The following is a 21,881-nucleotide window of genomic DNA, read 5'->3' as shown; positions in this document are numbered from 1 at the left end:
GAAGTACACCGAACGGTCGGCACGACTCACAGCCTCGCCCGGCCCGGGCTTGCCGCGCAAGAACGCTGCGGTCACCTCATAGCGATCACGGGGCAAGGCCTTGACGATCTGCTCGGCGAGATCGGCAAAATCATGGGCTTTGACGTTGTAGTCAGGCTGCAACTGCAGCACCTTCGACCGTTGACTCATAAATCTCCTTGGTGGAAACCGGTTGCATCGATGATCCACGACGGGCCGGCGGCAACACGCCGGACTTCGGCCGGATCGGGTTCAGGCAACCGCGACCATTCATTGCGTTTCCAGCAGACAAAATGAAAATACGGAAACCGTCGATCGCCATCGCGATCGTTGCTCAGACAACCCTCGCGCCAATACCACTGACGCGGAAAGTCATCCGTGCCGTCGTGCCATTTGATGCAGCCACCGGGCGTGCTGAACGCTTCGGTAAACTCACTGCGCCGGCGCCACGGATTGAATTTGCCCACCAGCGTGAACAAAGGTTCGGGAAAATTCTTGCGCCAGAGAAAGATACGGCTGAAAGCCCCTTCGTCAATCGCATGATGCGCCTGATCCGTGAAGCGGTTTCGCCAATCCTTGATCTGCATGAACAGCTCGCGTTTGCGCGCAGTGTTGCGCATCAGACACAAATGCCCCGCCACTCGCCGTTCGTGGGTCGAGAACAGGTCATAACCGGCGAGACGGTCCGAGGTGAAATAACTTCGCAGGTCACCGTACACCAGGTCAATATCGCCGAACGCCCAGAAATCGTAGCCGTGCAAACGGTCGGCATGGATATGGCCCAGCGCAGGCTTGATATCGCACAGTTTGTAGGCCGCTTGCGGAGTGAAATCGATCTGCAGACGCTGCGACACCAAGGCGCAATAGTCACGAAAAGTGATCGTCTCGACCGACACATTGGGCGGCAGATCCGGCGGCGTGCCGCAGTCGCTGAACAACAGCCAGTCGATATCGGGATTGCGCCGGCAACTTTCAAGAAAAAACGGCATCCAGAACGGCCATCGGCCGAAATACGGAATCAGGAAAAGAATCCGCGGACAGGGATTAATCACAAAAAGCCACCGATATATTGAACACGTGGCCATGCTAGGCCGGTGAAGACTTCAATTCTGCTTCAATGATGTTTCATCGTGCTTCAGCAGCCAGAACAATTCCTGGCGCCTGACGGCTTTTCTGAAAAAATCGTTCTCTCCGTAACGCGACGGCACTCTACTGGCCAGCATCCGCTGGATCAAACGGCGCAAACGTCGCTTGAAAGGGGCTGGCGGCTGCAGGTCATGCATCATGCCTAGCGCCATTGCTTTATCGCGCTGCTGTTGGAGGGTGAGCGACAGACAGTACGGCTGCATCGTCACCGACGGATCGAACGCAGGCGGCATGGCGATGCCCTGGCCCGAGTTGCCCATTGGCCAGCGGTCGTTGTCATGCAAGTGGTTGGCATAACCGAGCAGGGTTGGCTGATAGTCCAGAACATCAAGCGCTTCCAGCACGGCTTGCTGGGCACAGAGATGGTCAGGATGAGGATCAAGGGTCGGGTGTGGCAAGACGATCACGTCCGGTCGCGCCCTCAACAGCGTCTCACGCAGATCGGCCAGCAGATTGTTCCAGGTCGGCGCACCGTCGATGTCGCCCGGCAGCTTGAACGGGTTTGACTGGCGAAACAGTCGGGTATCGCTCAGATCGGCTTCCCGTGACGCAATCACTTGGCTCGGCGCTGCTCGCATCGCCGCCAATTGCAGGCAGAAATAACCCAACTGAACGCACTGTTCCGCCGGCACACCGGCCCAACGTGGCACGGCCAGACTGTCCCAGGCCCGCAACCGGCCCTTGAGCCGCGCCGCCTCGACCTTGTCCATGCCCATCTGTTGATAGTGTTCGGCTTCGATTTCGCCAGCAGTCAGGGTGACGATCCAGGCGTCAGCCGCCTGGCTGTACAAACCGTAGGCAGCCAGTTCGGCGTCATCCGCGTGGGGCGCGATCACCATCACTCGCTGACGGCGCAAATCCGGGTGCTCCAGCGCCCACAGCACTGGCTCGCCGGTAACCTTGCAGAAACGCCCGCGCAGGCGCAACGACCCCTGAGACAGCGCCTGAGCCTGGCCACTGAGGTTGAGATAACGCAGGCCATTGACGCCGCGTTCGAAAGTTTGCGCATCCGGATTGTCACCACCGACCAACTCGACCCGTGGATCGAGGAAACGACCCAGCCACGTGCTTTTGACCCGCACCGCAAGAATCAGCGTGGCTTCATCCACCAGCATGACGCCCTCGTCCAGACGCAATTGCTCGCCGCTCAAATGCACTTTCGGCTGCGGAGTAAACGGTGGAAAGCTGTACTGGTAATCGTCTTTCGGCGAGTAGAACAAATGATCGGCAAACCACGCTTCGTGGGCAATCCAGCCGACCACCGCCAACAACAGGGGCAACCACCACGCCACCAGCACGCCAACGCCGATCAATACGATCAACGCGACCAGAAGACCGACGCGCTTGTTGCGCCGATGGCGTTTGAGCAGTTGCTGCTTGCGGCTCATGGGCTGACTCATACGGTGAAGACCGGCACAGGATTGCACCAGCGATCCTTGTATTCACGGTCGGCGCGACCGAAGGAAAATCGCAGCGGTTTGTTCAGCGCCCGGGCATGCTCCCAGGCACTTTGCGTATTGAGGAAACTCAGGACGCTGCCAGGGCTGAACTCACGGGTTTCGGGGTCGACACCGCCGTTGATGTACTCGACGCTGATCCACTCGGGCGCTTCGACGCGGTATACCAGTTGAATGGCGATCGGCGCGTCGTTAAGAAAAATCACCGAACCGATCAACAGATCACGCAACAACTCGACGACCTCGGCCATTCGCGCGGCTCCAGTAGCTGGAAAACCCCACCGACGCTGAAACAGATCGCAGTAGATCGCTGCCAGTTCGGCACTGGAAAACTCACCGACCGGACGCACCACTCCACCCGCCTCTTCCAGCAAGCGCAGTTCGCGGCGCTGGTTGTAGCGAAACTTTTTCGACAGTTCTTCTGGGGTACGGGCCATGGCCAACTGCTCGGTCTGCAACTTGAGACCGCTGAAACGTCCCTCGTTCAGCGCGGACAGGTAACGACCACGATGCCGCAGCGGTGCTTGTGTATCAGCGGCGGCTGGCAGAATCAGCTCGGCGTTACCGAGATCAAACAGGCCTTTTTTACCACTGCGCTTGAGCACGTCTTTGGACAGCGCGAGATCGCGGCCCCAGGTCGGGATCGCGGCGCTGATTTCGCCCTGTTGTTCCCAGGCGAGATATCGCACAGGGATGCCGGCCAGATCCGCCAGACGCTCGACCACCAACGGGTGGGTCGCGACACTGCCGCCGTAACGCTGCCAGGCCTGTGCATAAGTGGTGGCGTCAACCCGTGACCAGCCACGTTCGCGCCAGCCTTGAAATCGATTGAGCATCAGCCCCTCGTTGCCAGATCGGTAACTTGCGGCAAATGCCAGAAGGTGTCGCGCACGGCGCGATCGGAAAAGCGCTCTCGCAGGCGCTCCAGCATCATCTCGGCGCACTGGCGGCGTTGTTGCTCGTCCATCCCGGCAAGATGTTGCAGCCCCCGGGCCAGATGTTCCGCATCCCCCAGCGGAAACATGATCCCCACGCCTTCGACCACTTCCTTCGACCCGCCGCACGCCGTGGCCAGCAACGGTACGCCAGCGGCCATGGCCTCCAGCAATACCATGCCGAATGGTTCGTGATCGGAACTCAGGGCAAAAATGTCGAACGCGTGGAAGTAATTGCGTGCCTCGGGCACCTGGCCAAGAAACAGCACCCGGTCACCGATACCCAGTTCCCGTGCCAGTTCCTTGAGATCCTGCTCGAGCCGCCCTTGGCCGAGAATGACTAACTGACTGTTGCCGGGCAGTTGCGGCAATGCCATGGCGAAACCCTGCAACAACGTGGCCTGATCCTTGTCCGGATGCAGTCGCCCGACATTGCCGACAATGAACGCATCCGGCGAAAGGCCCAGTGCATCCCGCGCTTCACGGGCCGTCAACTGACTGGTTTGCAATGCAGACAAATCGATGCGGTTGTAAAGGGTCTGGATACGCGGTGCCGGCCATTTCGGCAGGCAGCGGCGTATGTCATCGCGCACGGCATCGGAGACCCCGAGCAGGCTCAGGCGCTTGCGGAAGATGTGCGCGAACAGTCTGCGTGTGCCGCGCTTGTAATCTTCAAACGCATGATGCACACCAATCACCGGCAATGAAGTGCCAAGCAAGGCGATGTAGATCGGCTTGAAGCGATGGGCGATGCAAAAACTGAAATTGCGCGAAGCGGCGATTTTGCGCAGATCGCGGATGGCGCCCAGCTTCAGGCCACGAATGGCCTTGGAGCTGTACTCCATGAACAACACTTCGTCAGAAGCGCAAGCGGCGGCCACCTCGCTGTCAGCGACCCCGGTCAAAAAAACCGTGGTCACTCGGTAGCCGGTACCGGCAAAAAGGCTGGCGTACTGCCGTGCGCAGTCAAGGAACGGCCCGTCATAGCCGTGACAGAACTGCAACACATGGCGTTCAGCCGAGCGAGTCATAAGCGTTAGCGCCCTCTTTGACCACCAGGATGTCTTCCATGATCAAGTATTGAAGATCGGAACCGAAGAACATGTTCAACGCATCGGTCGGAGAACAAATCATAGGCTCGCCACGACGATTGAGCGAAGTATTCAACGAAACGCCGTTGCCGGTCAGGGTTTCCAACGCTTTCATCATGTCGTAGTAGCGCGGATTGTATTCACGCTTGAGCACTTGGGCGCGGGACGTGCCGTCTTCATGGACGACTTCCGGCACGCGGGTCTTCCATTCTTCAGCCACTTCGAAGGTGAACGTCATGAACGGCGCCGGGTGATCGATCTTGATCATTTGTGGCGCAACGGTGTCGAGCATCGAGGGGCAGAAAGGCCTCCAGCGCTCGCGAAACTTGATCTGGTGGTTGATCCGATCCGCCACGCCCGGAATGCTTGGGCAACCGATAATCGAACGACCGCCCAAAGCACGCGGGCCAAACTCCATGCGGCCCTGGAACCAGGCCACCGGATTGCCGTCGACCATGATCTTGGCGATCTGTTCCGGCATGTTGTCGAGCTTGCGCCAGGTCGGCTTGTTCTCGTGACGGGCACACGCGGCGATCACGTCTTCGTTGCTGTATTCAGGGCCGAGATAGACGTGCTCCATCTTCTCGACCGGTACGCCACGGGCATGAGACACATACGCGGCAGCGCCGACTGCGGTGCCGGCATCACCCGACGCCGGTTGCACGAACAGCTCTTTGACATCATTGCGAGCGATGATTTTCTGGTTGAGCTTGACGTTCAAGGCACAGCCACCGGCGAACGCCAGTTTGCCGGTTTCCTTGAGCACGTCGCCCAGATAGTGATCGATCATCTGCAGGGAGATTTTCTCGAACAGCGCCTGCATGCTCGCGGCATAGTGAATGTACGGCTCGTCGGCGATGTCGCCTTCGCGTTTCGGGCCCAGCCACTCGATCAGCTTCGGCGAGAAGTAAAAGCCTTTGCCCTTCTCTTTATAGCGGCGCAGGCCGATGACATTGGCGTAGTCGGTGTTAATCACCAGCTCGCCGTTCTCAAACGAGGCCAGACGCGAGAAGTCGTACTTGCTGGCGTCGCCATACGGCGCCATGCCCATGACCTTGAACTCGCCATCGAGCATTTCGAAACCGAGGAACTCGGTGATTGCGCCGTAGAGGCCACCGAGGGAATCCGGATCGAAGAATTCCTTGATCTTGTGGATCTTGCCGTTCTCGCCGTATCCGAAAAAGGTCGTGGCGTATTCACCCTTGCCGTCGATCCCGAGGATCGCGGTTTTCTCTTTGAAACCCGAGCAGTGGTAAGCGCTGGAGGCGTGAGCCAAGTGGTGCTCGACCGGTTCAATCTTGATTTTTTTCGGGTCGAAACCCAATTGCTCCAGGCACCAGACGATCTTGTTGCGATAGCGCTTGTAGCGACGGTTGCCCATCAGGATTGCATCGAGTGCGCGATCCGGGGCGTACCAGTAGCGCTTGGCATAGTGCCAGCGAGCCTTGCCGAACAGGCTGATCGGGGCGAACGGAATCGCCACCACATCAACGTCTGACGGCTTGATCCCGGCCTGCTCAAGGCAGAACTTCGCCGATTCGTAGGGCATGCGGTTCTTTGCATGTTTATCGCGCACGAAACGCTCTTCTTCCGCTGCCGCGACCAGCTTGCCGTCGATGTACAGGGCCGCGGAAGGATCATGGCTAAGGGCGCCGGACAGGCCAAGAATCGTCAATGCCACAGGGGTCTAGCCTCTTTAGTCTGCATGCAGGCGCGATGCGCCTTGAAATTGATGTGCCTTCGCAACAGGGCGCGAGACAGCTAAAGGGCGGGATTATAGCGTAAACACAACCGGAATGACCCTGTGCGAATCGCCCCATGCCGACGACCCGGATGAACCCGTGTCTGCGGGCTCATCCGCCACCCGTTCGCCAGTAGATCCCGATACTTCACAGTTCATGGACTCTGGAGATGCTGTAGGACAAGTCAGCAGAACTCGTCAGCCTTTGATCGGGACGACGACGCCCTGCGGGAGCTGCCGCAGCTCCTACAGGGGATGGCGCGATTCAGAGCGTGTCTTTGGGTAGACGCTGGTCAATCGCTTGATACAAGGCACTGCTTTCTGGCCAATTGCGCATGAATCGCGCCCGATCCCGCGCATACGCCGGGGCGAAGCTGCTGGCCGAACTGTGTTGGCACATCGAGTCCAGATCAATCAGCGCCCAGCGGTCATTGTGCCAAAACAGGTTGTGGCCCTTGAAGTCGCCATGGCTGATGCGCTCGGCAATCAACGTGGCAAACAAGTTGTCCAGTGCCTGCAACTCTGACTCCGGTGCCGCGCCGTTTTCGACGAAGGGCGCGAAACGCTCAATGATGTCCGGCCCCGGCAAGAATTCAGTGACCAGATAGGCGCGGCTGCGCAGCCACAGAAAGCGTTTTTCCAGCACGGCCAACGGTTTCGGTGTGGCAATGCCGAGAAACGCCAGCCGATTGCCTTCGCGCCACGAATGCCAGGCGCGGCTCGGGCGCCAGAAGCGCTTGAGCCAATGGGCGAAGTTTTTGATGTTGTAACGCTTGATCACCAGCGGCCGTGCGTCCACTTCAATCTTGCCGACACTGGCCGCACCGCCGGTCTTGTAGAGATGGCCCTGATCGAGCAAGGCATCGGCCTGCTCCAGCACCGGCACCATCGCAGCTTCTTCGTCGCGACGGATCGCCCGCAGACCGAACGCACCACGCTGCACGCTGAACAACGTGCACTCGCGGCCGACCTTGATCAGATAATCCCTCAAGCGCCAGGCACGCACCTTGTCGATCTGTTTCTGCAAGGCTTCGAGCGGCAATGCGTGCTCGGCGTTGGCCAGCAGGTAATACACCAGCAATTCTTCGGTGAACGGCTCCAGCGACTTAGGCAACTGGGCGAAAAACACGCCGAGATTTTCCAGCACTTTTTGCCGCGACAATGGTTGGCCGGCGGTTTCGACGCAAATGCCGGCACCGTCGATCAGGTACAACTGGCCGCCATGGCGCATGAGGTTGTCCAGATGCAGATCTTCCTGCCACAGACCTTTGCCGTGCAGGAGAGCAATGGCGCCGAGGGCTTCGGCGAGCACCGCCGATTGCTCGTCTGCCAACACCGGCAGCGATTCGACCTGCTGCCAGGCATCGCCAAGGCTTTCGGCACCCTGGAGGAATTCGAAGAGCAGCCAGCCGCCCTCGCCTTCCTTCAAACCATCGGCCAGCAACAGCGGCGTGGTCAACCCTTGGGCAGCCAGCAAGCGCACGCCGTCCAGTTCACGCCGAAAATGCCGCGAAGCCTTGCTGCCGACCAACAATTTGGCCAGTACCGGACGGCCCCGCCAGACACCGGCACCGACATAACGCTGCCCCGGCAGCACCCGCAACAGCGTGAGCAATTGCAGATCGGCCGGCCCCGCTGCATCGGCCAGTGAAACGGTCAGCGGCAGGTCAGGCGCCCGCCCGACATTTTTCAGTTCGGACAAGCGCATCAACGCGTCTCCTTGCGGCTGCGGCGAGCGCCCAGTCGAGTGACCCAGGCATCGACCAGCGAACTGTCCATCGGCTCATCGACATAGGCCGCCAGCAACTCACGCATGTTCGTCTCGCTCCACTCCGGCGCGCGACGCAGCAGCGGCTCCAGATCCTTGACCCGATCGCGCAGGCCGAACAGCAGCGGCCGGGTCTTTTCCAGGTCGATCAGTTGCGCTTTATAGCCGTCGCCACTGGCCTGCAGAAAAATATGCTTGGGATAAAAGCAGCCATGCACTTGGCGCACGCCGTGCAGGTGCCGCGCCAAATGGCCACAAGCCTTGAGAATTTCCGAATGCTGCGCGGCGCTCAATTCCGACCAGTGTTGCAGCAGCGAATCCAGATCATTCCAGCCATCGAGTGCGCGGGTCAGCAGGATCGCGCGGACTTCGCCGTTAACCTTGCGCTCACCGAAAAACGCCGCTTGCAGTGCCGGAATACCGAGCTTGCGATAGCGGCTGATGTTGCGAAATTCCCGGGCGAAACTCGGCTCGCCAAACGGCGCATGCAACGTGCGCGTCAGGTAATTGCTTTGGCGTTTGAGGTAATAGACATGACCTTCGAGGTGCAGACGAAACACGCTGCTCCAGCCACCACCACCGGTGTTTGGCTCGTCCACCGCTTCGAGCTGCTTGGCCCATAGGGCGTCGAAGGTGCCGAGGCCGTGGCGTTCAAGCAGCGCACGGTCTTCAGCGGCCAGGAAATCAGTCATTCGCGTCCCTCAAAAAATCTCACCACGTGTCGGATGCGCTTCTTGTCGGCGGCATTCAATCGGTCACGCTGGCGGTATTGCAGATAGAAGCGCAGGCGCTGGGTATTCGACAGGTGATATTTGGCCACTTTGTCGAGACAGGCCAGATCCTTGGTGATCCGGTACTTGAGCCAGAAGCCGTGCCAGAAATCGCCGTTCGGGCAGTCGATCAAAAACAGTCGATCCTGATCGTCAATCAGCAGATTGCGCCATTTCAAGTCGTTGTGAGTGAAACGATGGTCGTGCATCGTCCGCGTGTAACCGGCCAGTTGACGGCTGACGCCATCGACCCAGGCGCGGTCGGCGAGTTTCGGATCGTTGCGATCCGCCAGCGCCGACAGGTCTTCCGTTTGTGGAAGCTCGCGAGTAATCATCGCCCCGCGATCGTAAGCCATGCCGCGCCGTTCCAGCCCCCAGGCCACCACTTCGGCAGTGGGAATGCCCCACTTGGCGAAACGCTTGAGGTTCTGCCACTCCATCTTCACCCGAGGTTTGCCCAGGTAGCGGCGCAAACCCTTGCCGGCGCCGACGTAACGCTTGACGTAATAGTTGACGCCGTTGCGTTCGACACGGACGACTTCGGACAATGGATCGCGGGTCAATCGTTCACCCTTCAGCGCAAAAACCGCTTCAAGGCTGCCAAAGTCTTCGGCGAGGTCACTGTATTCAGGTTCAAGCGTCCAACCCGCCATCAGAGCGCATCCCCGTAACGCACCTTGCGCTCATAGAGTTTGTTGGCTTTGCCTTCGAGCCAGCTCAGCAGCGGCGCTTCTTGCGCCAAAATCTGGCGCAGCGGTTGCTGGAAATAGCCCTTGAGAAAGCGCAATTTGTCGCGACGGGTCAGCCCGATGTCCAGCGCCGAAAAGTACAGCGCGGCCAGATCCTTGTTGCGCCAGCGCTGGGTGATCGCCGGCCGGGTCTGGGCACGGTGCAGGTCGATCACCGAGAGTTTGAAATCTTCCGCCGTCACCGGTTTGTCGGTGTGCAGCAGGAAATGGCAGATGTAGCAGTCGCGATGGTTGACCCCGGCGCGGTGCATCATGCCAGTCATGCGCGCGACTTCAGCAATCAGCGCGCGCTTGAGCTTTGGCTCTGGCGACTGCTTGATCCAGTCGATGCTGAAATCTTCGAGGCTGATGGTCGGCGCCAGTTCTTCGGTGATGATGAACGAGTGCTGATCCGCCGGGTTGCTGCCCTTCTCGCCGTAAGCGACGGCGGTCATGGTTGGCACGCCGACGTCCTGCAGGCGCTGGATGGCTTTCCACTCCTGGCCGGCGCCGAGCACCGGCAGCTTGGCGGTCAGCAGATTTTTGAAAATCTCGCCCCAACCAATGCCCCGGTGAATCTTGACGAAAAATCCGTTGCCGTCGACTTCCGTGCGCAGCGTGCGACGAGCTTCCAGCTCGCGATAAACCTCGCCCTGCAAGCCTTCGACTTCGGCGAACGGGTCGCGTCCGGCCCAAAGGTTTTTGAACGGTTCAGCCAGCATCAACTTCATTTAAGCGTGCTCCGCCAGAATCACATCGGCCGCGTGCTGCGGCATGCTGTAGAGGTCGGCCGTATCGGCAAAGGCCAGACCGTTGCGGCTCCAGGCCGCCCGTGCTTGAGCGTCGTTCAACATTTCGGTCAGGTAGTGCGTGAGTTGGGCCTGATCGAACGGCTCGTCCAGCACTCGCCCGGCGTCGGCCTCGGCGATGTAATGGGCGTAACCGCACACCGCGCTGACCAGCACCGGCAACCCGGCCACCAGCGCTTCGAGCAACACCGTGCCGGTGTTTTCGTTGTACGCCGGGTGGATCAACAGGTCGGCGCCCAGCAGGAAACGCGGGATATCGCTGCGCCCCTTGAGGAACTGCACGTTGTCGCCGAGCCCCAAAGTGGCGCTCTGCATCTGGAACAATTTGGGGTCATCCTGGCCGATTACAAACAGCCGGGTGCGTTTCTTCAGTTCTGCCGGCAATGCGGCCAGCGCTTTCAGGCTGCGGTCGACGCCTTTGGTCTTGAACCCGGAGCCGATCTGCACCAGCAGCAGTTCGTCGTCCTGAAGATTGAATTCGGCGCGGAAACCGGCGCGAATCTCCTCGGCATTCGCCGGACGCCGACGATCCTGAGCGATGCCCGGCGGCAACAGGTGGAAGCGCGCAAGCGGCGTGTCGTAATGCTTGATAAACAGTGGCTGCTGCACTTCGGAGATCATCAGCACTTCAGTCTTCGCGTCTTTGGCGAACACCGCGCGCTCGTACTCGGCGAAGTGGCGATAGCGACCCCAACGGCGATACAGCGAATTACGCAGGTTCTGTGCCTTGTCTTCAAAGCAGCCGTCGGCGGCGTAATACACGTCCAGGCCCGGCATTTTGTTGAAGCCGATCAGGCGATCCACCGGACGCCTGGCCAGATCCGCTTCCATCCACGCCAGCAGTTTTTCGTTGCGACGGTGATTGAAGAACGCCTTGACCGGCGCCACCAGCACTTCGAAACCGGGCGGCACATCGCCCTCCCAGATCAGGGTGTAGACGCGGATCTGATGCCCGCGTTTCTGGCATTCGAGGGCGATGCGCATGAAATCGCGCTGCAAGCCACCGAAGGGAAAATATTTGTACAGGACAAATGCCAGTTGCATCAGCGCAGCTCCTCAGCCATTAACAACGTGCTCAGTCGGCTGGCGACACGCTCGGGATTCAGACGCGTGAAGCACAGAGGCTGCTCGCGTTTCAGATCAAACTGACGGGCATCCTGCGCGGTCGGTTGATACGTACATTTCTTTTGCAGGCACGGTGCGCACGGGAAGTCGCTGGCGAGATGGATCTGCACTTTGCCGTAAGCCCCGGTGAGGCCCGGGTTGGTCGGGCCAAACAGCGAAATCGTCGGCACGTCCAGTGCCGCCGCCAAATGGCCGAGACCGGTGTCCACCGCCACGCAAGCCTGGGCGCCGGCCAGCACTTTGCCGACACCGGCTAGGTTCAGCTTCGGCAACACTTCGGCGTGTTTGAAACCGGCGGCTATGCGCTCGGCCCGTGCCTTCTCCAGCGGATTGCCCCACGGCAGCTTCACGCCAACGCCGAGGTAGCCGACCCGTTCGGTCAGCTCGCGCCAATAGGCTTCCGGCCAGTGTTTGGTGTCCCATGTGGTGCCGTGCAGGAATACGACGAATGCGTTTTTGCGCGGCAATTCGACCAGACGTTCGACGTTGAGGCCGTAATCACCGAGCCCTTTGGGCAAGTCGTAACCGAGGGCAATGGCGAACAACTGACGCACGCGTTCTACCGCGTGCTGACCTCGGGCCACGGCGAGCTTGCGATCATAGAAGCGTGCCGCCATCGGTTCGCGCGCCGAGCCGTTATCGAGGCCGGCCACCGGGGCTTTGACGTAGCGGGTCAGCCAGGCGCTTTTCAGCAATCCCTGAGCGTCGATCACCAAGTCGTATCGGCTTGCACGAACGCTTTGCTTGAAGCGTTTCCACTCGCCGCTCTTGATGGTCTGCCAGAGGTTCTTGCGCCAGCGGCGGATCGCGACTGGAATCACCTTGCCGACTGCTGGATGCCAGGTCGGGATTTCGGCGAAGCCTTCTTCCACCACCCAGTCGAACTTGATCCCGGGAATGGCCCGGGCGGCGTCGGTCAGCGCTGGCAACGCGTGGATCACGTCGCCCAGCGATGAAGTCTTGATCAGCAATACCCGCAACTTATTGAACCTCAACCACAGAGCCCTGCAACCGCTGCAAGGCATCGTCCACCGCTTGTGGCATCAACTGACGCAGGCAGTTGTAATGGCCGAAGCGGCAAGTGCGGTCGAAGCACGGGCTGCATTCGATGCCCAGGCGCACCACTTCGACCTGATCGGCCAGCGGCGGCGTAAAGCCGGGCGAAGTCGAACCATAGACCGCCACCAATGGACGGTTCAGCGCCGCCGCAACGTGCATCAGGCCGGAGTCGTTGGAGACCACCGAATCAGCGCAGGACAACAGATCGATGGCCTCGGCCAGGGACGTGTCGCCGCTGAGGTTGACCGCCTCTTCACGCAAGCCGGGAATCAGCCGGGCGCGGATGTCTTCGCCCACCGAATGATCGTTTTTCGAGCCGAACAGCCACACCTGCCAGCCTTCGCGAATGCGCGCTTCGGCGACTTTGGCGTAATGCTCGGACGGCCAGCGCTTGGATTCGCCGAACTCGGCGCCGGGGCACAGAGCCAACACCGGGCGGTCGAGGGTCAGGCCGAATTTAGCCAGCGCGGCTTCGCGGGTCACCGGATCGATTTGCAGGCTCGGGCGCGGATAGGGTTTCGGCAGCTCGGTGCCTGGCTCGTAAGCGAGGGCCATGAAGCGTTCGATCATCAGCGGATAGCGTTCTTTATCGAGCGTGCGCACGTCATTGAGCAGGCCATAGCGGAACTCGCCACGCCAGCCGGTGCGTTTAGGGATGCCGGCGAAGAACGGCACCAGCGCCGATTTCAGCGAGTTCGGCAGCAGGATCGCCTGGTCGTACTGGCCGGCCAGGGATTTGCCGATGCGCCGGCGGGTCGCCAACTCAAGCGCGCCGTGGCCGAGCGGAAAGCTCAAGGCCTTGCGCACTTCGGGCATGCGCTCAAGGATCGGCCGGCTCCACTCGGGGGCCAGCACGTCGATTTCGCATTGCGGGAGGCGCTGTTTGAGGCACTGAAACAGTGTCTGCGCCATCACCATGTCACCGACCCAACTGGGCCCAACGATCAGAATATTCATGTGGTTTCCAAAAACGAACCGGGGAGGCATTACGCCTCCCCGCCTCGAGAATTCTACAAACACTATAGATCCACTGTGGGAGCGGACTTGCCCGCGAAGAAGCCGAAACATTCAACATTGATGCCGTCTGATACTCCGCCATCGCGGGCAAGCCCGCTCCCACAGGGTTTTGCATTCGGTCTCATCTCTAAACCTCACCGCCAATCACTGTGGGAGCGGGCTTGCCCGCGATGGGGCCATAAAATTCCCCATCAGAACGACGGCTCCCACACTGAATGCTTTTCAGCTTAGCCCCAACTCTCGCCAGATTCGCAATACTTGCCGGCGCTCTTCGACAAACTGGTCGCCTGCAATTACCCCGGCATCCTTCTGCAAGGCCTGTCGGTGAGCGGCGGAGCGGTAGGCCTTATAGGCTTCGCGCAACAGGCTGGCGTCTTCGGCGGGCATCAGCCCCTCGTGTTCCAGCTCTTCGAGAATGCGGATATTGTCCGTCCAGCGCAGCAGCGGCGCGTGGGTTTCAGACCACGCCAAAGCCGCGTATTGCACCATAAATTCAATATCGACGATACCTCCGGCGTCCTGCTTGAGGTCAAACGGCGCCGTGGCCTCGAAGGCATTCGGCGCGGTGCCGGCGGCCGTGCTCTTGCTGCCGAGATTGTCGCGCATCTTGGCGCGCATCTCGCTGACTTCCTGTTGCAGCTTCGCCAGATCCCGCGACTTGCCGAGAATTTGCGCGCGCACCTTCTCGAATGCCTGGCCGACATCCTGACTGCCGACCAACACCCGCGCCCGCACCAGCGCCTGATGTTCCCAGGTCCAGGCTTCATTCTCTTGATAGCGCGCGAACGCACCCAATGAACTCACCAACAGCCCGGACGCGCCGGACGGTCGCAGGCGCATATCGACTTCATAGAGTTGGCCGGAGTTGGTCTGCGCCGTCAGCAAGTGAATGATCCGCTGGCCGAGCCGGGTGAAGAACTGCGCGCCGTCGATTGGCTTGGGCCCATCGGTTTCCGCCTGCGGATCGCCGTCATGGATGAACACCAGATCCAGATCCGAACCATGCCCCAGTTCCAGCCCGCCGACTTTGCCGTAACCGACAATGATGAAGCCGGGATCGCACAAAGTGCCGTCGGTGCGCAGCGGCGTGCCGTACTTGGCCACGGTCTGGCGCCAGGCCAGGGCCAGCACTTGCTCAAGGATCGCTTCGGCCAGCCAGGTCAGGTAATCGCTGACTTTCATCAGCGGCAGGCTGCCGGCGATTTCCGACGCAGCCACGCGCAGGCGGTGGGCCAGTTTGAAATGGCGCAGGGCTTCCATTTGCTGTTCGAGGTCGTCTTCGGGAATCCGTGTCAGACGCTCACGCAATTCGGCGGCCAGTTCCGGCGCCAGCGGCGGCCTGAACAGTCGGCCCTCGTTCAGCAATTCGTCGAGCAGCAGGGGGAAACGGGTGATTTGCTCGGCGATCCACGGACTGGCCGCGCACAAGGTCAACAAGCGGCGAAGCGCGCCGGGGTTTTCCGTCAGCAGCACCAGATAAGCCGAGCGCCGCGCCACCGCTTCGACCAGCGGCAACACCCGTTCAAGCACCAGATCCGGATTGGCATGCTCCACCGCTTGCGCAATCAGGCGTGGAATAAACGCATCGAGACGTTCACGCCCCAGCCGCTGCATTGCTCGCAATTGCGGACTGCCGCGCAGGTTGGCCAGCGCTTTCAACGCCTTCGGCGCATCGGCAAAGCCACCCTCCTCCAACTGACGACAGGCAGCCTCTTCATCCTGTGCCTCTTCCCACAGCGGCAACCATTCACCGCCCACCACCACTTCGCTTTCCGCGCCTTCATCTTCATCGGGATCAGCAATCACTTGACCGAAGTGCCAAGCCACGCGGCCACGCCAGAACATCAGTTTTTCGTGGAACGCATCCCAGTCGGTAAACCCGAGCATGAAGGCGATGCGCGCCTGATCCTGAGCGCTATCCGGCAGCATCTGGGTCTGCCGGTCGGCAATCGCCTGGATCGCGTGCTCGGTGTAACGCAGGAATTCATAGCCTTCGCGCAGTTCGCTGATTACCGCCGGCGGCAGATAGCCCTGCCCTTCCAGCGTCGCGAGCACCTTTAATAGAGGACGTTGTTGCAGGCTCAGGTCGCGCCCGCCGTGAATCAACTGAAAGGCCTGGGCAATGAACTCGACTTCCCGGATGCCACCCGAGCCGAGCTTGATGTTGTCAGCCATGCCCTTGCGCCGGACTTCCTGCTGGATCAACTGCTTCATGGTGCGCAGCGCTTCGATGGCCGAGAAATCCAGATATCGGCGATAAACGAACGGTCGCAGCATGTCGAGCAACTGCGCCCCCGCCACTTGATCGCCGGCAACCACGCGCGCCTTGATCATCGCGTAGCGTTCCCAGTCGCGGCCCTGATCCTGGTAATACTGCTCCAGCGCATTGAAGCTCAACACCAGCGCGCCGGACGATCCGTAGGGGCGCAGGCGCATATCGACGCGAAATACAAAACCGTCCACGGTCATCGGGTCGAGCGCCTTGATGATGCGCTGGCCGAGGCGGATGAAAAATTCCTGGTTATCCAGTGCGCGTTTCACGCCAACGGTTTCGCCGCCCTCGGGGTAGGCGAAGATCAGATCGATGTCCGAGGACAGGTTCAGTTCGACGGCGCCCAGTTTGCCCATACCGAGGATGACCATCTGCTGCGGCTCACCGCTGCGGCGGCCGGTCGGCGTGCCGAACTGCTCACAATGGCGGCTGTACAACCATTGATAGGCCTGGTCGATGCTGGCGTCGGCCATGTCCGAGAGGTCACGACAGGTCTGCACCAGATCGGCCTGGCGCGTGAGGTCGCGCCAGATGATGCGTACTTGATGCCGTGCGCGCTGGCGGCGCAAGGCACGGCCCAGTTCGTCCTCGGTTTGCGCGGCACTCACCGCAGCGGCAATCTGCGCACATAACTCGCCGGGCGCGAACGGCCGGTCAAGTTCGCCGGACTGCACCAGCGCCAGCAACATTAACGGGTCACGCACGCTCTGCTCGATGACGAAATCGCTGGCGGCCGTCACCCGGGCGAATTGCGCCCAGCGCTCCGGTGTCCACACGGACAGGCCAAGATCGTCATCAAGCTCGGCGACAGCCGTACGGAACGACTGCTCGGATCGGCTGACCAATGGCAAGAGAATGGCGGGCAGTTCGGCAAGCACGGGCAGGGTCATGGTCTATCCTTGATCGGCGTGTAAATGGCCGCGTGTAGTGATGGGTGAAAATGCGCTACCTGGGCGACTGTCGAACAAAAGTTAGAAATAGCTGAAATTTCTTTCATCTTGGCAGTCAGCATCAAGTTTTCACCTTTTTCGGATGGTAAAAGACCAACCTTAACGATTATTCTCACAACGCAGCCGGAGGCCACAAGCCATTCATCTGTAGTTTTACTACTCGTCTATACAGGCGAAAGGCTGAAATGCCGGAAGATTTGTAGTAAAACTACACGCCGCCGGAACAACCAATCGGCAATCCAAGAATTTTAAATCGTCTGCCCACAAGGCCAGTCGCAAACTCAGGCAACCGATTCTGGAAGCCTTTCCGCCCTGGAGCAAGCCATGCAAGACCTCGATCCCGTCGAAACCCAGGAATGGCTGGACGCCCTGGAATCGGTTCTCGACAAAGAAGGCGAAGACCGTGCTCACTATCTGATGACCCGTATGGGTGAACTCGCGACCCGCAGCGGTTCGCAGTTGCCGTACGCCATCACCACGCCTTACCGCAACACCATCCCGGTAACCCACGAAGCACGCATGCCTGGCGACCTGTTCATGGAACGCCGCATTCGCTCGCTGGTACGCTGGAACGCGATGGCCATGGTAATGCGTACGAACCTGAAAGATTCTGACCTCGGTGGTCACATCTCCAGCTTCGCTTCCAGTGCGACCCTGTATGACATCGGCTTCAACTACTTCTTCCAGGCCCCGACCGACGAACACGGCGGCGACCTGATCTACTTCCAGGGCCACACCTCCCCAGGCGTTTACGCCCGCGCGTTCATGGAAGGCCGCATCACCGAAGACCAGATGAACAACTTCCGCCAGGAAGTCGACGGACAGGGCCTGTCGTCCTATCCGCACCCTTGGCTGATGCCTGATTTCTGGCAGTTCCCGACCGTGTCCATGGGCCTGGGTCCGATCCAGGCGATCTACCAGGCACGTTTCATGAAGTACCTGGAACACCGTGGCTTCATCCAGCCGGGCAAACAGAAAGTCTGGTGCTTCCTGGGCGACGGCGAGTGCGACGAGCCGGAATCCCTGGGCGCCATCTCCCTGGCCGGCCGCGAAAAACTGGACAACCTGATCTTCGTCATCAACTGCAACCTGCAGCGCCTCGACGGCCCGGTTCGCGGCAACGGCAAGATCATCCAGGAACTCGAAGGCGTATTCCGTGGTGCTCAGTGGAACGTGACCAAAGTCATCTGGGGCCGTTTCTGGGATCCACTGCTGGCCAAAGACGTCGACGGTATCCTGCAACGCCGCATGGACGAAGTCATCGACGGCGAGTACCAGAACTACAAAGCCAAAGACGGCGCGTTCGTCCGCGAACACTTCTTCAACACGCCTGAACTCAAGGCGATGGTTGCTGATCTGTCCGACGACGAGATCTGGAAACTCAACCGTGGCGGCCACGACCCGTACAAGGTCTACGCGGCTTACCACGAAGCGGTCAACCACAAAGAACAACCGACCGTCATCCTGGCCAAAACCATCAAGGGTTATGGCACTGGCGCCGGCGAAGCGAAAAACACCGCGCACAACACCAAGAAGGTCGACGTCGACAGCCTGAAGTTGTTCCGCGACCGCTTCGACATCCCGGTCAAAGACGAAGACCTAGAGAGCCTGCCGTTCTTCAAGCCTGAGCCAAACAGCGCCGAAGCCCGTTACCTGAGCGAGCGCCGCACTGCTCTCGGCGGTTTCGTGCCACAGCGCCGCGCACAAAGCTTCAGCGTACCGACCCCGGATCTGGCGACCCTCAAGGCGATCCTTGACGGTTCGGGCGACCGTGAAATTTCCACCACCATGGCGTTCGTGCGGATCCTCGCGCAACTGGTCAAGGACAAGGAAATCGGCCCGCGCATCGTTCCGATCATCCCGGACGAAGCCCGTACCTTTGGTATGGAAGGCATGTTCCGCCAACTGGGCATCTACTCGTCCGTCGGCCAGCTCTACGAGCCAGTCGATAAAGACCAGGTGATGTTCTACAAGGAAGACCAGAAAGGTCAGATCCTTGAAGAAGGCATCAACGAAGCAGGCGCCATGAGCTCCTTCATCGCCGCCGGTACTTCGTACTCCAGCCACAACCAGCCGATGCTGCCGTTCTACATCTTCTACTCGATGTTCGGTTTCCAGCGTATTGGCGACCTGGCCTGGGCTGCCGGCGATAGCCGTACCCGTGGCTTCCTGATCGGCGGCACCGCCGGCCGTACCACCCTGAACGGTGAAGGCCTGCAGCACGAAGACGGTCACAGCCACATGCTGGCTGCCACCATCCCGAACTGCCGCACCTACGATCCGACCTACGGCTACGAGCTGGCGGTGATCATTCAGGACGGCATGAAGAAGATGACCGAAGAGCAACAGGACATCTTCTATTACATCACCGTGATGAACGAGTCCTACCAGCAGCCAGCCATGCCGGCCGGTGCCGAAGAAGGCATCAAGAAAGGCATGTACTTGCTGGAAGAAGACACCCGCGAAGCGGCACATCACGTACAACTGATGGGCTCCGGCACCATCCTGCGTGAAGTTCGTGAAGCGGCGAAAATCCTGCGTGAACAGTTCAACGTTGGCGCTGATGTATGGAGCGTTACCAGCTTCAACGAACTGCGTCGCAACGGCTTGGCCGTCGAGCGCACCAACCGTCTGCACCCGGGCCAGAAGCCTAAGCTGAGCTACGTCGAAGAGTGCCTGAACGGCCGTAAAGGTCCAGTCATCGCTTCCACCGACTACATGAAACTGTTCGCCGAGCAGATTCGTCAGTGGGTACCGTCCAAGGAATTCAAAGTCCTGGGCACCGACGGTTTCGGCCGCAGCGACAGCCGCAAGAAACTGCGTCATTTCTTCGAAGTCGACCGTCATTTCGTGGTGTTGGCAGCCCTGGAAGCGCTGGCTGACCGTGGTGATATCGAACCTAAGGTGGTGGCTGAAGCCATCGTCAAGTTCGGCATCGACCCGGAAAAACGCAACCCACTGGACTGCTGAGGAGACATTCTGTGAGCGAACTCATTCGCGTACCTGACATCGGCAGCGGTGAAGGTGAAGTAATTGAACTGTTTGTGAAGGTCGGCGACCGTATCGAAGCTGATCAGAGCATCCTGACCCTTGAGTCGGACAAGGCGAGCATGGAAGTGCCTGCGCCGAAGGCCGGCATCATCAAGAGTCTGAAAGTGAAGCTGGGCGATCGCCTGAAAGAAGGCGACGAGCTGCTGGAGCTGGAAGTCGAGGGCGCCGCCGAGGCAGCGCCTGCGCCTGCCGCTGCGCCGGCTGCAAAAGCCGAAGCCAAACCGGCCGCCGCTCCTGCTGCTGCCGCGCCAGCCGCTGCTCCTGCTGCCGCTTCGGTTCAGCAAGTGCACGTGCCGGACATCGGTTCATCGGGCAAGGCCCAGATCATCGAGATCCAGGTCAAGGTCGGCGACACCGTCGAGGCTGATCAATCGCTGATCACCCTGGAATCCGACAAGGCGAGCATGGAAATCCCGTCGCCTGCCGCTGGCGTGGTCAAGGCCATCAGCGTCAAGCTCAACGACGAAGTCGGCACGGGCGATCTGATTCTGGATCTGGAAGTGGCGGGTGCTGCGGCGCCTGCTGCGGCCGCTCCGGCTCAGGCTGCCGCGCCAGCCGCTGCCGCTGCGCCCGCCGCCGCTGCAGCGCCGGCTGCACCGGTTGCCGACAGCGTTCAGGACATCCACGTTCCGGACATCGGCTCGGCCGGCAAGGCCAAGATCATCGAAGTACTGGTCAAGGCCGGCGACACCGTCGAAGCCGACCAGTCGCTGATCACCCTGGAATCCGACAAGGCAAGCATGGAAATTCCATCGCCTGCCGCTGGTGTGGTGGAAAGCGTTTCCATCAAGCTGGATGACGAAGTCGGCACGGGCGATCTGATCCTCAAGCTGAAAGTCAAAGGCGCTGCGCCGGCGGCTGCTCCGGCCCCGGCCGCTGCTGCACCGAGCGCTCCGGCTGCCGCGCCTGCTGCCCCGGCCGCCGCTGCTCCTGCTCCTGCTGCCGCGCCAGCCGCCGCACCGGCCAAGCCAGGCGCGAAAGTTCACGCCGGCCCTGCCGTGCGTCAACTGGCCCGTGAGTTCGGCGTCGAGCTGAGCGCTGTGGGCGCCAGTGGCCCACACGGTCGTGTCTTGAAAGAAGACGTGCAGGTTTACGTCAAAGCCATGATGCAGAAGGCCAAGGAAGCACCGGCCGCTGGCGGCGCAACCGGTGGCGCGGGCATTCCGCCGATTCCGGTCGTCGACTTCAGCCGCTTCGGTGAAACCGAAGAAGTGCCGATGACTCGCCTGATGCAAATCGGCGCGTCGAGCCTGCACCGCAGCTGGTTGAACATCCCGCACGTGACTCAGTTCGATTCGGCTGATATCACCGAGCTGGAAGCGTTCCGCGTTGCACAGAAAGCCGTTGCAGAAAAGGCCGGCGTCAAGCTGACCATCCTGCCGCTGCTGCTCAAGTCCTGCGCGCACATGCTCAAGGAACTGCCGGACTTCAACAGTTCGCTGGCGCCAAGCGGCAAGGCGATCATCCGCAAGAAATACGTGAACATCGGCTTCGCCGTCGACACCCCGGATGGCCTGCTGGTACCGGTCATCAAGAACGTCGACCAGAAGAGCCTGTTGCAACTGGCAGCCGAAGCCGCTGCGCTGGCCGCCAAGGCCCGCGACAAGAAGCTGACCGCTGACGACATGCAGGGCGCCTGCTTCACCATTTCCAGCCTCGGCCACATTGGCGGCACCGGCTTCACGCCGATCGTCAACGCGCCGGAAGTGGCGATCCTCGGTGTATCCAAGGCAACCATCCAGCCAGTCTGGGACGGCAAAGCCTTCCAGCCGAAACTGATGCTGCCGCTGTCGCTGTCCTACGATCACCGTGTGATCAACGGCGCCGCCGCTGCACGCTTCACCCAGCGTCTGGGCAGCCTGCTGGCGGACATTCGCACTATCCTGCTGTAAACCGAACGGCCCTCCGGCAACGGAGGGCCATTCGCGCTCCACGTTTTCGAGC

At 60.4% G+C, this 21,881-nt stretch carries 15 protein-coding genes and 1 pseudogene; 2 read left to right on the top strand and 14 right to left on the bottom strand.

All coding sequences use genetic code 11. The features are described 5' to 3' along the window. The 14 genes and pseudogenes from GIW69_RS20140 to glnE all read right to left on the bottom strand — a co-directional run. Nucleotides 1-189, bottom strand: a pseudogene (locus GIW69_RS20140) (glycosyltransferase); the annotation flags it as partial. Further along, nucleotides 186-1,070: a DUF6625 family protein gene (locus GIW69_RS20135; RefSeq protein WP_236484533.1), complete on the bottom strand. Its 885-nt coding sequence runs from the start codon at nt 1,068-1,070 to the stop codon at nt 186-188. The gene GIW69_RS20135 and the pseudogene GIW69_RS20140, both read right to left, overlap by 4 nt. A 51-nt stretch (nt 1,071-1,121) precedes the next feature. After that, nucleotides 1,122-2,552, bottom strand: coding sequence for a PIG-L family deacetylase (locus tag GIW69_RS20130; protein WP_236484532.1), 1,431 nt, complete (start codon nt 2,550-2,552; stop codon nt 1,122-1,124). A gap of 8 nt (nt 2,553-2,560) precedes the next feature. Continuing rightward, nucleotides 2,561-3,457, bottom strand: a complete 897-nt coding sequence (locus GIW69_RS20125) for an antimicrobial resistance protein Mig-14 (RefSeq protein ID WP_236484531.1) — start codon at nt 3,455-3,457, stop codon at nt 2,561-2,563. Beyond that, nucleotides 3,457-4,587: a glycosyltransferase gene (locus GIW69_RS20120; protein ID WP_236484530.1), complete on the bottom strand. Its 1,131-nt coding sequence runs from the start codon at nt 4,585-4,587 to the stop codon at nt 3,457-3,459. The genes GIW69_RS20125 and GIW69_RS20120 overlap by 1 nt, the downstream gene beginning before the upstream one ends. Beyond that, nucleotides 4,571-6,328: a carbamoyltransferase family protein gene (locus GIW69_RS20115; RefSeq protein ID WP_236484529.1), complete on the bottom strand. Its 1,758-nt coding sequence runs from the start codon at nt 6,326-6,328 to the stop codon at nt 4,571-4,573. Before GIW69_RS20115 ends, GIW69_RS20120 begins: the two co-directional genes overlap by 17 nt. Nucleotides 6,329-6,653: 325 nt before the next feature. After that, complete coding sequence (locus tag GIW69_RS20110) at nt 6,654-8,096, bottom strand: lipopolysaccharide kinase InaA family protein (protein WP_236484528.1); 1,443 nt, start codon at nt 8,094-8,096, stop codon at nt 6,654-6,656. Then, nucleotides 8,096-8,848, bottom strand: coding sequence for a lipopolysaccharide kinase InaA family protein (locus GIW69_RS20105; protein ID WP_236484527.1), 753 nt, complete (start codon nt 8,846-8,848; stop codon nt 8,096-8,098). Before GIW69_RS20105 ends, GIW69_RS20110 begins: the two co-directional genes overlap by 1 nt. Beyond that, the gene (locus GIW69_RS20100) at nt 8,845-9,579 is read right to left on the bottom strand and encodes a lipopolysaccharide kinase InaA family protein (protein WP_236484526.1); all 735 of its coding nucleotides are present in this window, start codon (nt 9,577-9,579) and stop codon (nt 8,845-8,847) included. Before GIW69_RS20100 ends, GIW69_RS20105 begins: the two co-directional genes overlap by 4 nt. Continuing rightward, on the bottom strand, nt 9,579-10,385 hold the full coding sequence (gene rfaP, locus GIW69_RS20095; RefSeq protein ID WP_236484525.1) for a lipopolysaccharide core heptose(I) kinase RfaP: 807 nt from the start codon (nt 10,383-10,385) through the stop codon (nt 9,579-9,581). The genes GIW69_RS20100 and rfaP overlap by 1 nt, the downstream gene beginning before the upstream one ends. Continuing rightward, nucleotides 10,386-11,507, bottom strand: a complete 1,122-nt coding sequence (locus GIW69_RS20090; RefSeq protein WP_236484524.1) for a glycosyltransferase family 4 protein — start codon at nt 11,505-11,507, stop codon at nt 10,386-10,388. Then, nucleotides 11,507-12,568, bottom strand: coding sequence for a lipopolysaccharide heptosyltransferase I (gene waaC / locus GIW69_RS20085; protein WP_236484535.1), 1,062 nt, complete (start codon nt 12,566-12,568; stop codon nt 11,507-11,509). Before waaC ends, GIW69_RS20090 begins: the two co-directional genes overlap by 1 nt. 1 nt (nt 12,569) lies before the next feature. Further along, nucleotides 12,570-13,604, bottom strand: coding sequence for a lipopolysaccharide heptosyltransferase II (gene waaF, locus GIW69_RS20080; RefSeq protein ID WP_236484523.1), 1,035 nt, complete (start codon nt 13,602-13,604; stop codon nt 12,570-12,572). A 282-nt stretch (nt 13,605-13,886) separates the two neighbouring features. Beyond that, entirely contained in the window at nt 13,887-16,826 is a 2,940-nt protein-coding gene (gene glnE, locus GIW69_RS20075; protein ID WP_236484522.1) for a bifunctional [glutamate--ammonia ligase]-adenylyl-L-tyrosine phosphorylase/[glutamate--ammonia-ligase] adenylyltransferase, read from the bottom strand. Nucleotides 16,827-17,210: 384 nt separating this feature from the next. Here glnE and aceE point away from each other — a divergent pair, with 384 nt between their 5' ends. Together aceE and aceF are read left to right on the top strand one after the other, a co-directional pair. Next, nucleotides 17,211-19,856, top strand: coding sequence for a pyruvate dehydrogenase (acetyl-transferring), homodimeric type (gene aceE, locus GIW69_RS20070; RefSeq protein WP_236484521.1), 2,646 nt, complete (start codon nt 17,211-17,213; stop codon nt 19,854-19,856). Between the two features lie 11 nt (nt 19,857-19,867). Continuing rightward, nucleotides 19,868-21,829: a dihydrolipoyllysine-residue acetyltransferase gene (gene aceF, locus GIW69_RS20065; protein WP_236484520.1), complete on the top strand. Its 1,962-nt coding sequence runs from the start codon at nt 19,868-19,870 to the stop codon at nt 21,827-21,829. Nucleotides 21,830-21,881: the final 52 nt, after the last annotated feature.

The organism is Pseudomonas syringae, assembly GCF_021605415.1.
In the GTDB taxonomy this organism is placed as follows: domain Bacteria; phylum Pseudomonadota; class Gammaproteobacteria; order Pseudomonadales; family Pseudomonadaceae; genus Aquipseudomonas; species Aquipseudomonas syringae_S.
The sequence above is the reverse complement of the archived record's forward strand: the minus strand, read 5'-3'. Positions and strand labels throughout refer to the sequence as shown.

Bases quoted from the DNA above. Each gene is read 5' to 3' on its own strand.
- GIW69_RS20130 (WP_236484532.1), bottom strand. From the start codon at position 2,552: ATGAGCCGCAAGCAGCAACTGCTCAAACGCCATCGGCGCAACAAGCGC.
- GIW69_RS20125 (WP_236484531.1), bottom strand. From the start codon at position 3,457: ATGCTCAATCGATTTCAAGGCTGGCGCGAACGTGGCTGGTCACGGGTT.
- GIW69_RS20120 (WP_236484530.1), bottom strand. From the start codon at position 4,587: ATGACTCGCTCGGCTGAACGCCATGTGTTGCAGTTCTGTCACGGCTAT.
- GIW69_RS20110 (WP_236484528.1), bottom strand. From the start codon at position 8,096: ATGCGCTTGTCCGAACTGAAAAATGTCGGGCGGGCGCCTGACCTGCCG.
- GIW69_RS20105 (WP_236484527.1), bottom strand. From the start codon at position 8,848: ATGACTGATTTCCTGGCCGCTGAAGACCGTGCGCTGCTTGAACGCCAC.
- GIW69_RS20100 (WP_236484526.1), bottom strand. From the start codon at position 9,579: ATGGCGGGTTGGACGCTTGAACCTGAATACAGTGACCTCGCCGAAGAC.
- rfaP (WP_236484525.1), bottom strand. From the start codon at position 10,385: ATGAAGTTGATGCTGGCTGAACCGTTCAAAAACCTTTGGGCCGGACGC.
- GIW69_RS20090 (WP_236484524.1), bottom strand. From the start codon at position 11,507: ATGCAACTGGCATTTGTCCTGTACAAATATTTTCCCTTCGGTGGCTTG.
- waaF (WP_236484523.1), bottom strand. From the start codon at position 13,604: ATGAATATTCTGATCGTTGGGCCCAGTTGGGTCGGTGACATGGTGATG.
- glnE (WP_236484522.1), bottom strand. From the start codon at position 16,826: ATGACCCTGCCCGTGCTTGCCGAACTGCCCGCCATTCTCTTGCCATTG.
- aceE (WP_236484521.1), top strand. From the start codon at position 17,211: ATGCAAGACCTCGATCCCGTCGAAACCCAGGAATGGCTGGACGCCCTG.